This window comes from Paenibacillus sp. 481 (assembly GCF_021223605.1).
In the GTDB taxonomy this organism is placed as follows: domain Bacteria; phylum Bacillota; class Bacilli; order Paenibacillales; family Paenibacillaceae; genus Paenibacillus_B.
Window position 1 is genome coordinate 84100 of record NZ_CP075175.1, and the last position, 15808, is coordinate 99907.

Here is a 15808-nt window from a genome sequence, read left to right on the forward strand (position 1 = left end):
CCCCTTTATATAATAAAGTTAATAATAAATTGATATATACTTACCTCCGCACAATCCCTTGTTCAATTACTATACCACTTTTCTTTGCCAGCATAGGAAACTAACAACTGTACATACTGCTGTAGTTCCTAATGCATATATCCAAAATTCAGGAGCCCCCTCCGTTCTTAGTGCCAGAAGAATTTGCTGAAAAGGGTCAAAAACGATGATGAGAGGCTTTGCGATTTGGTAAAGCGTAATTGAAGCAGCAAATAAAACAATATAAGCAATAATTGGTTTTGGCACGAATAAACATATAACACTACTGAACATCAGCTTGGTAAGACACGTCACTGTAAACAACGCATAAAATTTAACCGTGTACAGCAACGCCTCTGTCTTCCCTACGGCAGTGGATTCACCGTATTTAACGAGAGTCTCACTTTGTGGGAAAAATAATTTAGCACAAATAACCGCAATTATATATGTGAAAATTATCATAATAACAGTCGTAACAGCTAAGGCCAATAACTTAGCAAGCCATAGTTGATAACGATGAAAAGGCCGCAACATATATAATCTATAAGCGCCAGAATGTATCTCACCTCCTAAGTGATCGACATAGATGACAGGTAAGATAGCCAATACGAAAAATAAAGAAACGCCACTCATCATAAACCATGGCATATTTAAGTCGTGCATGAGTATACGGCCTTCTCCAAAACGGAATTCTCCGAAACCGTTAATCTTCAAGGACCATATGTTGATTAATACTAAAAATAATAAGATGCTGTTTAAAAAGAGCATTGATTTTCTCTTCCAAATACGTTCAAGTTCACTCACCCAGATTCCAAACATTAGGGTTTCCTCCTAGTACGTATAATCATCTGCAACAAAACGACGATATGCAAGCCAATTAAATAAGGTCACATGCAAAATAAAAATCGTCAATAGCGCCCCATTCGTCGTGGCAACACCAGAGAATGATGCGTCTAATCCAACGCGCTGTGTATAAGGAATTAGCATATATGAAATCAATTCATGAATATATGGAATTCCCGAGAAAAGAGCAGCTAATTTCAAATAAAACCCATCGAATAAGAGTGCTGCTAAAATATAGGCCATGCAAATGCCGAGTGCATACGTTACATTTTTACTGTACATTGCAATGAAAGCGAATAAACTACCGATGCAAACCAGCGTTGCATAGCCGAGTAAATAGTATAAAATCGTATATTTGAACGCGAGTGATAATCGAACGCTATTTTCCTCATCCGGCAATCGCAGCTCCCCAACACCCCATAAGGAGAGACCTAAGACAACAAGTAAAATAAATACCGACAAATAGACAACAATCAGTTTGCTGAAAAATATTTGTCCACGAGTAAAACGACGTAAAAATAATAGACGCAGTTGCCCACCCCTGAATTCTTCGGTAAAAATCGTAGCCACTATTGCAGCAATAACAATATTGCAAATCAGATGCAAGTTCTCCCGCAATCCAACGATAGGAAATAAGGTATCTGATACAGCCGAAGAATCAATTGCGTGCAACCATAAAAAATAACTTCCCGTTATGTATGCAAGGATCGGAGAGGAGAGAACTACCAGCCACAGCCACCGTCTTTGCCACAGTCTAGTGAATTCACAATATAGTAATGTTTTCATGAGAGCATCAACTCCATGAAAGCATCTTCTAAACGTTGTCCATCTTGAACCAATTGATGGGTTGGTCCTTTCCAAACGATAGCTCCATTTCGAATAATGACTAGTTCATCGCACATTTGTTGCAGCTCATCTAGCAAATGGCTCGAAATAAAAAAAGCATAGTTTGCTGTGTCACGCAGACGAAAAATAATGTCACGCAACTCCCGCATTCCCATTGGATCCAAACCATTAGAAGGTTCATCAAGTAAAAGAAGTTCTGGATTACCAAGCAAAGACTGCGCAATGCCAAGTCTTTGTTTCATACCGAGCGAATATGTTCTGACACGGTCATCTCCCCTCGTATGAAGATCGACCGTTTTTAACAACTGCTCAATGTGCATTTCTCTTTCCGATGAAGCAATAGTAGGATGTAACCGTGACAAATTTCGCAATACTTGCCGACCTGTCATATATTCAAAGAAGACAGGAGATTCGATAATTGCACCAACTTTGGACAGCGCCTTTTCTCGATTGGCTTGCAAATCAAATGTGTCAATCAAGATGTTGCCACTTGTTGGACGAATCAATCCTGTCATCATACGCATCAACGTTGTTTTGCCTGCCCCGTTCGGTCCAATAAAACCGTATATTTTTCCTTTTTCAAGTGAAAAAGTAGTTTCCGTAATAAGATTCCGCTTTCCAATTTTTTTTGTTACCGCGTTAACTTCGAGAATGATGTTGGACATGATTCCTTCCTCCCGAATCCATTCAATTTGGGTTATAGCTTCGCGCTATTCCAGACCCTACACTTAAATATAATCTGATAGTTTAAATTTCAAACAGGAAAGGAGGGACCATAATAGTCCCCCTTTCTCGTATAACAACGGACATGTTCGTCCACTTGCCATCAGTTATGAATACTTGTTAACGAACTTGCTACACAGCAAGCTGTGTCAACCTGGTCAATTAGCACAATGCTCCAATGTTAGAGAAGCATTTTCCACAAGTCTCGACACAAGTATTAGCAGTGTTACCGTTACCGCATCCACGGCTGCAATTCCACACGCTTGTAACAAGCGGTTCAACATCACCTTGTGTTTTGTTGACTTGCACATCCAAATCAAATTGATTGTTAGCCATCATTTTCACCTCCTTATTGCCATCAGTTATGAATACTTGTTAACGAACATGCTACACCGTAACCTTTGTTAACCTAGTTAATTAGCACAATGCTCCAATGTTAGAGAAACATTTTCCACAAGTCTCAACGCAAGTACCAGCAGTGTTACCGTTACCACAACCACCGCTGCAATTCCATACACTTATAAAAAGCGGTTCAACATCACCTTGTGTTTTGTTGACTTGCACATCCAAATCAAATTGATTGTTAGCCATCATTTTCACCTCCTTCAATTTTGATTAATTCTTGGATTTCTCCAAGTATGACGGAGTAAATTTATTCTTCTCCGCCACTTTTTTACTCTCCCCCTATTAATAAATCCATAGGAGATTATATATGAACAATATCTCGAACTGATTATTATCAGATGAGAATATTGACATATCCAGCAATTAATCCCGCCGATTGTGGCGTTTTGATTTGATCAGGCTGTGTTGGAAGCGCTTTATATTATGAAAAAGAAGAATCAGTTACAACCTTTAACTTCAAACTTATTTCGAGAAAATACGGACAAGCCATAGTGTTTAGCAGAAGATGAAATAGAACAGGAAGCAATCATTAAAGCTGAGAGTTGGATAATACAATAGAAGGCAGAAGAAAATTCAGAAGATGTATATAAAATATTGTGAACTTCGCCTACAAGCCGTATTCACTGTGGTGTGTGGAAACTTGGAGTAGTATATACCTGATTAATAAGTTAGTTTCAATGAAATTATTGTTATCGCTCTCGCATCACTTCCAATGGAAGCACATTATTTACTACAACAAATAAAATTTCATATAATTAACTCTATTAATTTAAATGTACCATATGAAACGTAAATGTCAACCTATATTTTTACAATATACAACATTTTTTTGAATTCCCTCCCTTGTAAAATTGAATATATTTACATTTATGTCGATTTGGTTTAATTCCCTCTTACTCCTCTCCGTTAGACTGATGAATAACGGGTCTAATGAACAACTTATTTCATGAACAATCTATTTACTGAGCATCTTGACTATTGCAAGCAAATCATGTAAATTAGCTGAAACCAATTCACAGAAACATACAGGAAAAGCATCGACCAAGGACATAAGATTCATGCATCGTTGACCCAGAGAGGAAACCCAGTGGCTGAAAGGTTTCTTGAAACGAGTGAATACTTCCTACCTTGCGAGCTGTAGCGGGAAATCACGTTAGCGTATATCGTAATCACAGACCGTTGCCGGAATCTACCGTTATCGATTGAGGACCGCTATATGTAATGGCGGTTAAACTAGGGTGGTACCACGACACATTCGTCCCTGACGGATGTGTCTTTTTGCGTGTTAAAACGAGTCATGTAACTTAGGGGGCAGAGCCAGATGAGACAACAGACACTTTTACTAACCACTTTGCGCGAAGCACCAGCCGATGCAGAAGTAATCAGCCATCAATTGATGCTGCGGGCTGGCCTGATCCGTCAGCTGGCGGCTGGTATTTATACGTATTTGCCATTAGGTCGCCGCGTGCTGCACAAAGTGGAGCGCATTGTGCGCGAAGAAATGGACCGTGCAGGCGGACAAGAAATATTAATGCCAGCACTGCAACCAGCTGAGCTATGGAAAGCTTCTGGCCGCTATTCCGTGTACGGCCCTGAATTAATTCGTTTGCACGACCGGCACAATCGGGAATTTGCGCTAGGACCTACACATGAAGAAGTCATTACGACTTTAGTTCGTAATGAAATAAACTCTTATCGGAAACTGCCAACCATACTATACCAAATTCAAACCAAATTTCGCGACGAACGACGTCCCCGCTCTGGGCTGTTAAGAGGCCGAGAATTTTTAATGAAGGATGCTTATTCATTTGATACCGATTGGGCAGGACTAGACCAATCGTATCAACGGATGTTTGATGCGTACCAACGCATATTTACGCGCTGCGCCTTGAATTATCGTGCGGTCGAAGCTGATGCAGGCGCGATTGGCGGCGAGGCTGGAACGCACGAATTTATGGCCATAACCGAGATCGGCGAGGACACAGTTGCTGTATGTACATGCTGTACGTACGCAGCTAATTTAGAAAAGGCAGAGGCAGGGACTGACCCTGCTCTCACCCCATCCCAATCTGATGTAACGATAGCGAATGCAGAAAAGGTTCACATCTCTCAATTGGATCAGTTGAATCCGTTGAGTCAGTTGGGCAGTGCTAATCACATTCCGTCGCAGCAATCCCATCAATCACAACGATTGAAGATGGAATTTTACCTCGCAGACGGAAATGCTATAGCCGTAATCGTTCGTAGCGATCACGAAGTAAATGAAATCAAAGTGAAACGTGCAACTGGGACTGAGCAACTTGAAATAGCAAATCATGAGGCTATTGAACAGATCATCGGTACCCCACTTCACTTCGTCGATCCGCTTGGATTGACCATACCCGTGTTAATCGATCAATCGATCGTACATGTAACAAATGGAATGTTGCGCGCCAACGAACAGGGCTCCTTTTTCCAAAATATCTGGCCGGAACGGGACCTGCCGCATGCGCAAACGGGCGACTTCCGCAATGTCGTTGCAGGTGATCGATGTCCACGCTGTGAGTCTGGGCAACTGCAATTTTTCCGTGGGATCGAAGTCGGACACGTCTTTAAGCTCGGTGCCAAATATAGTGAGCAGCTCGGTGCCACTTATTTAGATGCAGCAGGTGCTGAACAAGCGCTTATCATGGGCTGTTACGGGATTGGCGTTTCTCGCATCCTAGCTGCGATTGTGGAACAAAACCATGATGCGCATGGGATCATTTGGCCAAAGTCCATTGCTCCGTTTCACGTTCACGTTGTACCCATATCCGTCAAAGACGAGCAGCAAATGAAACTTGCAGAACAACTGTACCATCGCTTGCAAGAGAAGCATATCGAGGTACTGTTGGATGATCGCGATGAGCGTCCTGGGGTAAAATTTAAAGATTCCGATCTGATCGGAATTCCTATTCGAGTCGTCATTGGCAAACATGCCGCGCAACATGAAGTTGAACTCGTGATGCGCGCGACGAACGAGCGCGTCCTATTACATGTCGATGATGCCGTCGAATCTATTTTTCAACAACTGAGGTGAACACATTGAGAATTGCATGTTTCGATTCAGGGATCGGTGGCCTTACGGTATTGCATGAAGCGATGAAGCGATTGCCCCATGAGCATTTTTTGTATTACGCAGATACGTTGCATGTGCCTTACGGTACGAAATCCAAAGAAGATGTTATGCGTCATGTGAATGAGGCAGTAGCCGCTATCGTGCAAGAGGAAGTCAAAGCGCTAATTGTTGCTTGCAATACCGCTACGAGTATCGCGATCTCTCAATTAAGACAGACGTATTCGATTCCGATTATTGGCATGGAGCCAGCCGTAAAGCCCGCATTAGATTTAAATCGGACCACTGGAAAAAGAGTACTCGTTCTTGCCACGCCATTAACGTTAAAGCAGTCTAAATTTAAGGATTTAATCGCTCGCTTGGATGACCAAAGTATCGTCGACTCACTACCTTTACCGGAATTAGTTCACTATTGTGAACAGTTAAACTTTGATCGATCATTCATGAGCAATTATTTTCATACCAAACTATCATCCTATCCTCTTCAACATGTTGGCACTGTTGTACTTGGATGTACGCACTATCCTTTTTATACCAACATATTAAGAGAGATATTGCCGAGCCACATTGATATCGTCGATGGAAGTGCCGGAACTGTAAGCAGACTTGTACAAATATTGGAACATGAGGGTCCGGTTTCGTGTAGCTTACAAAAAGATGGGTATGACCGTGTTGATTTTAGGTGTTCAAGTCAAGATCAGGCATACATTCACAAGATGGAAACAGCGCTTCATATACTGCGCAACCAATAGATCCTTTAGCAAACCAAGACCAACAAGATTAAAACGGAGAATTGACGGAGCAGGTCAGAACAGCATTGATTACTTATTTTAAAGATATACCCTAGCCTCTATTTCATTTTTATAGCTAAATAAAAAAGACAATCACCCAGGTCGTCATTCCGACTTGTTCAGGGTGATTGTCTTTTTAGTATGCATCAGACAGCAAGGTTGATTATGAGCTGCCTTATTTTTTAAAACATACGAGCTTCATTTCGGTCATTTCCTCAATCGCATACTTAATACCTTCGCGTCCCATTCCGCTCTCTTTCACGCCTCCGTACGGCATATGGTCAACCCGAAACGTCGGGATATCGTTGATCATCACGCCACCGACTTCCAACTCTTCGGCCGCATGAAACGCCACAGAAAGTTGATTCGTATATAGACCCGCTTGCAGCCCATATTTGGAATCGTTGACGGCAGCAATGGCTTCATCTATAGATGATATAGGATTAATCATTACGATCGGGCCAAACACTTCCTGACAGCTGACCTTCGCTTGCGGATCAACGTTCAGCAACACGGTAGGGTACACAAGATTCCCTTCACGGCGTTTACCTAACGCGACTGTGGCACCAAGCTGCTCCGCTTCGTCGATCCAACTCATACACCGCTCCGCATCAGCAGCGCTGATAACCGCGGATACATCCGTATCGTTGTCCAGCGGATCACCTATTTTCAATTCCGCAGCACGCGCCACAAATTGTTCGACAAACGTCTCATACAACCGCTCATGCACAAACACGCGCTGCACCGAAATGCACACCTGCCCTGCATACGCAAAGGCGCCACCTACCGCCCGCTGCACGATGGCGGGGATATGTTCCGCTTGATCCTGATCGATAATCAAGGCGGAGTTAGATCCTAGTTCCAGCGTGACCCGCTTTAATCCAGCCTTGCTGCGAATCGCGATGCCGACCTCGGGGCTACCCGTAAATGTGACCACCTTTACGCGCTGATCCGTAACTAACCGATCCCCGATGACACTTCCGCTGCCCGTGACAATGTTTAAAGCACCAGCTGGCAGACCTGCCTCCGCAAACAATTCCCCTAACAGCAACGTACTTAGCGGCGTTTGCCAAGCCGGCTTTATGACAAGCGGATTCCCCGCTGCAATGGCCGGCCCAACCTTGTGGGCGACTAAGTTCATCGGGAAGTTAAAGGGTGTGATCGCCGCAACTACGCCAAGTGGCTGCCTCAGCGTGTAAGCAACACGCCCTTCTCCCCCTGGAGCGGCATCGAGTGGAATCATTTCCCCGTGAATACGCCTTGCTTCCTCTGCCGCAAACGTATACGTCATAATTGTTCGCTCGACTTCCGCTCGGGCCGCGCTGATCGGCTTCCCTGCCTCAAGCGCAATCGTGCGTGCGCACTCCTCTTTCCGTTCCCGCAGTAGCACAGCGACCTTATGCAAAATCGCAGCCCGCTCGTGCGCAGCCATTCGCGCCAGTTGCTTCCTTGCTTGTTCAGCGGCTGCAAGCGCCTGATTGACATCCGCTTCATCCGCAACAGCAACCTCAGCGATTTGTTCCCCACTAAACGGAGAATAAAGTGGGCGGTACGTTTTTGCCTCTACCCAATTTCCATTTATATATAGCCGCGTCTTCATGCTCTCCCCCTCCTGCACCGTTTGACCAGTTCTAGCGGTACATCTGTATGTGTAGGCTTTGATCCAATGTGATACGATTTGTTATGATTCTATAAGATTTGAAAAGATTTGACGCACCTTGATACGTTTTACTACGATTAACTACCTAAACTATATACCACGATATACGACGATTAGGGAATAGCCTATTTTTTTTATAAAAGGTGTTCCATATTACATCTAGTGTGCGACAGCAGCCAGAATCGCGCCTTCTAGTACTTCCAGCCCTTCGTTCAATTGATCATCTGTAATCACGAGCGGGCTAAGCAAGCGGATCACATTACCGTACAGTCCTGCCCCCATCACGATGACGCCTCGACTATGCGCCTCGCGCAAAATTCGCTGCGCTAGCTGCTTGTCAGGAGCTTTCGTTGCAGGATCTTGAACAAGCTCAATCGCACTCATCGCTCCAAGCGTTCGCACATCCCCAATTTGCGGCACAAGTTGCTGCAAACGCCTAAAGCGTTCATCGACCACCGCCCCGATATGAAGTGCCCGCTCAGCCAGCCGCTCGCTCTCGATAATTTCAATCACTTTGAGCGCCGCCACACAACCTAACGGGCTACCACCGAATGTCCCGCCGATTTCGCCAACATTGGCTGCATCCATAATTTCGGCCCGTCCTGTGACCGCGCTGATCGGCAGTCCTGCTGCAATCGATTTTGACATCGTAATCAAATCAGGGATAACCCCATAGTGCTCGATTGCAAAATGTTTGCCCGTTCGTCCAAAGCCCGTCTGGACTTCATCGGCAATAAACAAAATACCGTACCGCTCACAAAGCGTTTTAATGCCTTGCACGAACCGTGCAGACGGCATCACGAAGCCACCTTCGCCCTGCACAGGCTCCATAATGATGGCCGCAACATCTTCCCCGGGCACCTCTGTCAAAAATAATTGCTCGCACTGCGCCAAAATCGTATCATCAACCTCATCAGATGTCATATTAACAGGCGCACGGTAATAATACGGGTACGGCATTTTGTACGTGTCTGGAACAAAAGGCCCGAAACCATCTTTATACGGCTTGACCTTGCTTGTGAGCGACATCGCCATATACGTTCTGCCATGAAAGCCACGCTCGAAAGAAATGATCGCTCTGCGGCCTGTATATTTTCGGGCCAATTTAACCGCATTTTCAACTGCTTCCGCACCGCTGTTCAGGAAGAACGTTTGCTTCTGATGGTTGCCAGGTGTCCATGCGTTCAGTTTTTCCGCCAGCGCGACGTAAGGTTCATACATCATAACGTGGAAGCAAGGATGAATGTAACGTTCTAATTGGTCTTTAAGCGCCTCAACGACTATAGGATGGCAGTGCCCCACATTCAAGGTTCCGATCGCACCTGCAAAATCAATAAAGGTGTTGCCGTCCACATCGGTCAGCAACGCCCCTTCTCCCTTAGCGGCGAATGTCGCGACCGTATTAAAAGGGCCCCGCGGCACATGCTCGTTCCGCCGCTGCATAAGCTGCTCCGCCATCGGGCCTGGCAGCGCCGTCTTCAGGGATATATATTTAATCGTGTTATTTGTGTTATTTACACTCATTCGTAAATCCCTCCACTCCACACCATTGAACTAACGTTAAAGCAATGATCTCAGCAGCTTCAAACATCCGCTCCAGTTCCATATACTCGTTCGGATAATGGGCCACTTTCGTTTCCCCAGGTCCGAACACGATACATGGCGTTTCGGCAAGCACGGTCAACAAGCCGCCGTCCGTTCCCCACGGCGACGCTTCAATGACCGGCTCTTCATGCCGGACATTTCGATATTGCTGGGCAAGAATGGACAGCAATTCATGGTCAGCATCAACGCTGCCAGGCACCCACCTGGCACCGAACCACTCTAGGATTGGGGGATTGTCGCGGAACCATACATGCTGTTCAGCTAATCGCGCTAACCAATCCGCCATTTCTTGCTTGGCCTGCTCCAGCGACTCGTCTGGAGCAACGCCCATTCGGCCTTCAAGCTGGACCGTATCAGGCACAGATGAAGGCCAATTACCACCTGTGATAGTTCCGATATTAATCGGTATCGGAATCGGATTACTTGCGTATAATGGGTCCGTTATTCGTGCATTGCGGACCTGTTCCAACGTTTGAAGATGCGTGATGACAGGCATCGCAAGTTCAATCGCACTCACACCCTCATAGCGGGTGCCTCCGTGTGCAGAGCGCCCTTTAATGTGCAAGCGAAACCACATCGACCCTTGCTGCTTCGGGAAAATCTTCATATTCGTCGGCTCAGGAATGAGCGCAGCGTCTGCTTTATACGACCGCAAAATAGCGGCCAACGTACCCGCTCCCCCGCTCTCTTCCTCCACCACGCTCTGTACGATAACATCCCCTTGCAGCTTTACGCCTAGCTCCTGCAACGCCTGCACAGCTAATAACAGCGATACAGACCCGCCCTTCATATCTGTTGCGCCTCTGCCGAACAGCTTCCCATCCTTAATTACGCCACCGAACGGATCATCGTCCCACAGCTCCCTGTTCCCTTCAGGCACGACATCCACATGCCCATTTAAAATGATAGAACGCCCGCCGCCCGTCCCCCTACATACTCCAACCACATTAGGGCTGCCTTTAAAATCGTCTCGCGGCGAGTAAAAATAAGGATGCATCTTTAGCCGTTTTCCATCTTCTCCGTCTTCTCCATCCAATTCCCACATATCTACTTCCAATCCGATGTTACGCATCTTATCGGCCATGAATAGCTGTGCGTTGCGCTCGTTCCCTTGCAGCGTCGGCATGTTGACAAGTTGTTGCAGCAATGCCGTACCTGCATCGCGATTTGCTTGCAACCAAGCGTGGATGTCAGATTGAAGCTTAGAGATAAGTACTGCGCTCGTTATTTCCGCTGTGTGCTCTGCCGAATGTTCTGCATCTGAACACTCTGTTGCCTCTCCTGCTGCAACTCTCGTTTTCACTCCCTGAAATTTCTCAGTCATTTTGGCTACACCTCCTTTACGGTATTACAGTCACATGGTCTGCAACAATCAATTCCGCGTCTGTAAGCCGGATGATATCCTCAATCGTGTAAGGTGCCATCCGCTCTGTTAGCACTAGGCCTTCCGCACATACTTCAATGACAGCCATATCGGTAATAATGACATGGACACATGTCGCTGCTGTGAGCGGCAATGCGCATTGCCGTTTAATTTTGGGCTCGCCCTGATGAGTAACATGATTCATGACGGCCACGACTTTTTTGGCCTTTTGTGCCAACTCCATCGCACCGCCAATTCCCGAGACACGGTGACCGGGGACGATCCAGTTGGCCAAATCGCCCTTTGCGCTCACTTCAAGTGCGCCAAGAATCGTCATATCAAGTCGCCCACGGCGAATCATCGCAAACGCAACCGCGCTATCGCAATAAGACATCCCCTTGACAGCGGTTACAGGAAATCCACCTGCATTGCATAAGAATGGATCTTCTCTCCCTCTTTCCGGTGCCGGCCCCATTCCCAAAATGCCGTTCTCCGCATGAAATACGACCTGCATATGAGCTGGGATATAATCGGCCACCAGCGTCGGGATACCGATGCCCAGATTGACGATCATTCCGCTCGTCATTTCTTGTGCAGCACGCTTCGCAATCCGAATGCGGGCCTGCTCCCCGCTTGTTGGCCCAACTGACCGCTGCTTAGCGTTAACGAGTAGAGCGTCTTGATGTCTTATTTTATCCGCTTCGTCAGCTTCGTTAGCTTCATATCCTTCATTGACTACATTCACTGCATTCACTACATTCACTGCATTCACTTCATTCGCTTTATTCGCTTCTTTCACTTCATTCACTTCGTTCGCTCCATCCACTTCATTCGGCTCCGTCACTACGTCGTTTTCGTTGGTACCGTATCCTTTTCCCACGCCCATTTCCACGTCACCCCCCGACTCGGTATGACCATATCAACAAATACCCCCGGAGTTACAACGCTCTCCGGATCAAGTTCCCCGAGCGGAACAATTTCATCCGCTTCTACAATTGTGAAGTTCGCCGCCATCGCAACGAGCGGATTAAAGTTGCGCCCCGTCTTATCGTAGACGGCATTGCCGAACGGATCGGCTTGCTTCGCGTGCACAATTGCAACCTCTGCCGTTAGCGCCGGCTCGACCAAATACGTCTTATCGTCCACGGTTATCATTTGCTTCCCCTGCTCCAACAACGTGCCTACACCTACATCCACTAACACACCACCAAGGCCGACTCCCCCAGCACGAATTTTTTCGGCAAGCGTCCCTTGTGGGTAGAACTCAACTTCCATTTCCCCCGCGTTCATCTTCTGCCCTGCTACGGGGTTGGAACCGATATGGGACACGATAACCTTTTTAACTCTGCCCGCCGTGACCAATCTCCCAATCCCGATTTGCGGAAATCCAGTGTCATTTCCAATTAACGTGAGTGCGGTGACTTTCTTTTGCATGATTCCTTCTACTAGAGTGGGTGGAGTTCCGATTCCTCCAAATCCACCAAACATAAGCACACAGCCGTCGTTAATATACTTCAGCGCCGCTTCAAGCGTACTGACTTTGCCGTCTCCCATTTCCCTCCATCACACTCCTCTGCTCCCGTTTGTCTCTTACGACGTCTGATCGTCTGAAGTTCTAGCTGCTAATCAAGCCGTTAAGCATCCAACAAAGGGTCCCGCTTAGTGCTTCGTGCCACCATGATTTCACACGCATATCGCTGTCCATTTAGCCAAACGTTCGATGCACCTGAGACTCGGACTCGGACTCGGACTCGGACTCGGATTCGGGCTCAGGCTCGAGCTCAGACCCCGATCCGGTTCCAGATTCAGAATCAGACGTGAACTCTACACCTTTTCAGCCGGTAGTTCGAAGCAATTCCGCTGTTACTTCCCGCAGTGTTTCTTCCAGCAGCGTGAGCAGCATATCCATTTCAGGCTGCGTAATAATGAGCGGTGGCGCAATAATGACCGCGTCACCTGTTCCGTCCAAGCCACCTGCTGCTGGATAGAGCAGCAGCCCTTTTTCCATCGCGGTGGCGATTATGAGCGATGTTACACCGCGCTCGGGCGGAAAAGAACGTTTGTCCGCCCGATGTGCCACAACCTCGAAGGCGAGCAGCATCCCTTTACCGCGGACGTCACCAATCAGCTCGCAGCGCTGTGCCAATTGCTGAAGCCGCTCCAGCAAATAGCGGCCGTTCACTTCGGCCGCCTCGACCAGCCCATGCTGTTCAATGTAATTCAGTACAGCCAATGACACGGCTGCTGATTGCGGATTAGCGCTATACGTATGTCCGGACATAATACTTTTACTGCCGCGCCAAATCGGCTCCATCACGCGCTCGCTCACCAGTGTTGCCGCCATCGGCGTATATCCGGCACTCATCCCTTTGCCGAGTGCGATAATGTCCGGCTCCACTTTCCAATGCTCCATGGCGAACATTTTGCCTGTGCGGGCGATTCCCGTCATGACCTCATCAGCAATAAACAGCACATTATAGCGCTCGCATATGTGCTTAATCCGCTCGTAATAGCCTGCTGGCGGCACAACCGCCCCACCAGCGGCACCCACAATCGGCTCTGCAATAAAGGCCGCGATATGTTCCGCACCAATCCGCTTAATCGCGGCTTCCAAATCACCTGCGCACATGAGGTCACATGCAGGATAAGTTTGCTCAAATGGACAGCGATAGCAAAAGGCCGGCTCCACTATCGGAAAATCTTCTAGCAATGGCGTAAATCGCTTTCTTCTAAGCACATGCCCCGACATCGACAAGGACCCTAACGTAATGCCGTGGTAACTCATCCGCCGGGAAATGATTTTGTATTTTCCTTGTATCCCTTTTTCCTGCCAATACTGGATCGCAATTTTCATTGCTGTTTCCGTCGCTTCCGAGCCGCTGTTGACGAAAAAAGACCAGTACTCCCCACCAGGTGCTGCATCGCTTAGCTTATGAGCCAATTGTTCAGCCGCTTCACTCGTAAACTGTGATCGATACACAAAAGACACCTTTGCCGCCTGCTCCTGCATCGCCTGCACGACATCTTGCACCCCGTGACCAATGCTGGCCGTCACTGCTCCAGAGCAGCCATCCACATACATTTTTCCTTCTGCATCGTACAAATAAATGCCCTTGCCATGCGTGACGCTCGGATAGTTGTAATCGAGTATCGGTTTGATGAGATGGCTACATGCTCGCCCCTTTGCATTCATTGCTGACGCCTCCCCGTCCTGTTTCCCATTCAGCTGCTGATCTTTTTCCACTGCTACCAAATAAACAAAGCAAAAATGATGCCAACATCAAACATGAAGCACAGACCCTCATATATATCTAAAAAGGAACACCACTGCGCCATGCCGAGCATTATGCAGCAAAATTTTTGGCACTGCCTCACGGTTACCGCCCAAAGATTTGCTCTTGCACATGCAATATGCACAGTTACTTGCTTACTCCTTTGCCGATCGGCATCTTTTATCCCGCATTTCACACCTAGCATTTGGCATCATTCTTGCTTCCTAACATTAGAGGAGAAGTTTTTTGTAAGTTGTGTAAAAAGGAGGCGCGAATATTGTTAACGAATCCATACTACCGCCAGCAACAGGAACATCATAACGAATACGAGCTCGATTATTGTCTTGATTATTTTAATAAGCGGCTGCGCGTCGACGATTATGCCGGAAATACGGAAAAGATCGCACAGCGAATGATCGAAATTACACGGGGCAACGCGTTTACGAAGGTGTTTATTAAAGCGCGCCAGCAGGATTGGCCGTATTTTTTGTCACAAGGATTTATGCTAGAAGGCGTATTTGAAAAATATTATAGCGGCAGCGATGCGTACAGCATGGCTAAATATTTCGATCTTGTGCGTCATACGAGCGATTATTGGTTGGAGGAGGATCACATTTTAAACGAAGTTCTAGCGATTCCGGCAAAAAAAGAGCGCCTTGATCTGCCGAGCCATGTAACTCTGCGTGCGGCCACGTTCGCAGATGCTTCCCAACTCGCAGCGTTATACCGTTCGGTTTTTTTGACGTATCCAACTCCGATGAACGATCCGGCTTATATTCGAAAAATAATAGCAGAGGACACGATTTTTTACGTAGTGGAGCAAGCAGGAGAACTTGTCAGTGCTGCATCGGCGGCCATCAATGGCAAGTATCAAAATGCAGAAATGGGGGATTGCGCGACACTGCCGCGCATGCGCAAACACGGATTGATGCAGTTGCTTATGCAAGCGTTGGAACACGATTTGCAGCAGCGGCACATATTTTGCGTGTACGCCCTAGCGAGAGCGCTTTCCTTTGGGATGAATGCGGTGTTTGCCCAACTAGGTTATCGGTACAACGGGCGGATGACGAAAAATTGCAATATTTATGACAAATTTGAAGATATGAATTTGTGGGTAAAACAGCTGTCGCGTGTGACAGCTGAGGAAGGTTCCGAATGAGGACATTATAATATGTTCGCGTTCGACAA

14 protein-coding genes are annotated in these 15808 nt (G+C 46.8%); 3 read left to right on the forward strand and 11 right to left on the reverse strand.

The annotated features are described in order from the left end of the window. Nucleotides 1–69: 69 nt before the first annotated feature. From KIK04_RS00215 to KIK04_RS00235, 5 genes are all read right to left on the reverse strand, one after another. Nucleotides 70–837 carry an ABC transporter permease gene (locus KIK04_RS00215; protein WP_232276357.1) on the reverse strand — a complete coding sequence of 256 codons (768 nt, stop codon included), beginning with the start codon at nucleotides 835–837 and terminating at the stop codon, nucleotides 70–72. 12 nt (nucleotides 838–849) lie between these two features. After that, complete coding sequence (locus KIK04_RS00220; protein WP_232276358.1) at nucleotides 850–1647, reverse strand: DUF2705 family protein; 798 nt, start codon at nucleotides 1645–1647, stop codon at nucleotides 850–852. Continuing rightward, nucleotides 1644–2372, reverse strand: a complete 729-nt coding sequence (locus tag KIK04_RS00225; RefSeq protein ID WP_232276359.1) for an ABC transporter ATP-binding protein — start codon at nucleotides 2370–2372, stop codon at nucleotides 1644–1646. Before KIK04_RS00225 ends, KIK04_RS00220 begins: the two co-directional genes overlap by 4 nt. A 220-nt stretch (nucleotides 2373–2592) precedes the next feature. Beyond that, complete coding sequence (locus KIK04_RS00230; protein WP_232276360.1) at nucleotides 2593–2769, reverse strand: gallidermin family lantibiotic; 177 nt, start codon at nucleotides 2767–2769, stop codon at nucleotides 2593–2595. 78 nt (nucleotides 2770–2847) lie between these two features. Then, entirely contained in the window at nucleotides 2848–3024 is a 177-nt protein-coding gene (locus tag KIK04_RS00235; RefSeq protein WP_232276361.1) for a gallidermin family lantibiotic, read from the reverse strand. Between the two features lie 1132 nt (nucleotides 3025–4156). Between KIK04_RS00235 and KIK04_RS00240 the strand changes: the two genes are divergently transcribed. After that, nucleotides 4157–5893 carry a proline--tRNA ligase gene (locus KIK04_RS00240; protein ID WP_232276362.1) on the forward strand — a complete coding sequence of 579 codons (1737 nt, stop codon included), beginning with the start codon at nucleotides 4157–4159 and terminating at the stop codon, nucleotides 5891–5893. Between the two features lie 5 nt (nucleotides 5894–5898). Continuing rightward, nucleotides 5899–6681, forward strand: coding sequence for a glutamate racemase (gene murI, locus KIK04_RS00245; protein WP_232276363.1), 783 nt, complete (start codon nucleotides 5899–5901; stop codon nucleotides 6679–6681). Between the two features lie 214 nt (nucleotides 6682–6895). Here murI and KIK04_RS00250 read toward each other — a convergent pair whose 3' ends face one another. The 6 genes from KIK04_RS00250 to KIK04_RS00275 form a co-directional block, all read right to left on the reverse strand. Further along, nucleotides 6896–8320 (reverse strand): aldehyde dehydrogenase family protein, encoded by a 1425-nt coding sequence (locus tag KIK04_RS00250; protein ID WP_232276364.1) that lies wholly within the window; start codon nucleotides 8318–8320, stop codon nucleotides 6896–6898. A gap of 219 nt (nucleotides 8321–8539) precedes the next feature. Next, nucleotides 8540–9904 carry a 4-aminobutyrate--2-oxoglutarate transaminase gene (gene gabT / locus KIK04_RS00255; protein WP_232276365.1) on the reverse strand — a complete coding sequence of 455 codons (1365 nt, stop codon included), beginning with the start codon at nucleotides 9902–9904 and terminating at the stop codon, nucleotides 8540–8542. Then, a complete protein-coding gene (locus tag KIK04_RS00260; RefSeq protein WP_442951201.1) occupies nucleotides 9891–11195 on the reverse strand; it encodes a peptidase in 1305 nt (434 codons plus the stop codon). Before KIK04_RS00260 ends, gabT begins: the two co-directional genes overlap by 14 nt. 130 nt (nucleotides 11196–11325) lie before the next feature. Next, entirely contained in the window at nucleotides 11326–11964 is a 639-nt protein-coding gene (locus KIK04_RS00265; protein ID WP_269671041.1) for a 3-oxoacid CoA-transferase subunit B, read from the reverse strand. 227 nt (nucleotides 11965–12191) lie between these two features. Beyond that, entirely contained in the window at nucleotides 12192–12902 is a 711-nt protein-coding gene (locus KIK04_RS00270; protein WP_269670983.1) for a CoA transferase subunit A, read from the reverse strand. 280 nt (nucleotides 12903–13182) lie between these two features. Beyond that, nucleotides 13183–14541, reverse strand: a complete 1359-nt coding sequence (locus KIK04_RS00275; RefSeq protein ID WP_232278890.1) for an aspartate aminotransferase family protein — start codon at nucleotides 14539–14541, stop codon at nucleotides 13183–13185. A gap of 356 nt (nucleotides 14542–14897) precedes the next feature. Here KIK04_RS00275 and ablB point away from each other — a divergent pair, with 356 nt between their 5' ends. Next, nucleotides 14898–15779 carry a putative beta-lysine N-acetyltransferase gene (gene ablB, locus KIK04_RS00280; RefSeq protein ID WP_232276367.1) on the forward strand — a complete coding sequence of 294 codons (882 nt, stop codon included), beginning with the start codon at nucleotides 14898–14900 and terminating at the stop codon, nucleotides 15777–15779. Nucleotides 15780–15808: the final 29 nt, after the last annotated feature.

Coding starts and splice junctions, on each gene's coding strand:
- KIK04_RS00215 (WP_232276357.1), bottom strand. CDS start 837: ATGTTTGGAATCTGGGTGAGTGAACTTGAACGTATTTGGAAGAGAAAA.
- KIK04_RS00220 (WP_232276358.1), bottom strand. CDS start 1,647: ATGAAAACATTACTATATTGTGAATTCACTAGACTGTGGCAAAGACGG.
- KIK04_RS00270 (WP_269670983.1), bottom strand. CDS start 12,902: ATGGGAGACGGCAAAGTCAGTACGCTTGAAGCGGCGCTGAAGTATATT.
- KIK04_RS00240 (WP_232276362.1), top strand. CDS start 4,157: ATGAGACAACAGACACTTTTACTAACCACTTTGCGCGAAGCACCAGCC.
- KIK04_RS00250 (WP_232276364.1), bottom strand. CDS start 8,320: ATGAAGACGCGGCTATATATAAATGGAAATTGGGTAGAGGCAAAAACG.
- KIK04_RS00235 (WP_232276361.1), bottom strand. CDS start 3,024: ATGATGGCTAACAATCAATTTGATTTGGATGTGCAAGTCAACAAAACA.
- gabT (WP_232276365.1), bottom strand. CDS start 9,904: ATGAGTGTAAATAACACAAATAACACGATTAAATATATATCCCTGAAG.
- KIK04_RS00275 (WP_232278890.1), bottom strand. CDS start 14,541: ATGAATGCAAAGGGGCGAGCATGTAGCCATCTCATCAAACCGATACTC.
- KIK04_RS00225 (WP_232276359.1), bottom strand. CDS start 2,372: ATGTCCAACATCATTCTCGAAGTTAACGCGGTAACAAAAAAAATTGGA.
- KIK04_RS00230 (WP_232276360.1), bottom strand. CDS start 2,769: ATGATGGCTAACAATCAATTTGATTTGGATGTGCAAGTCAACAAAACA.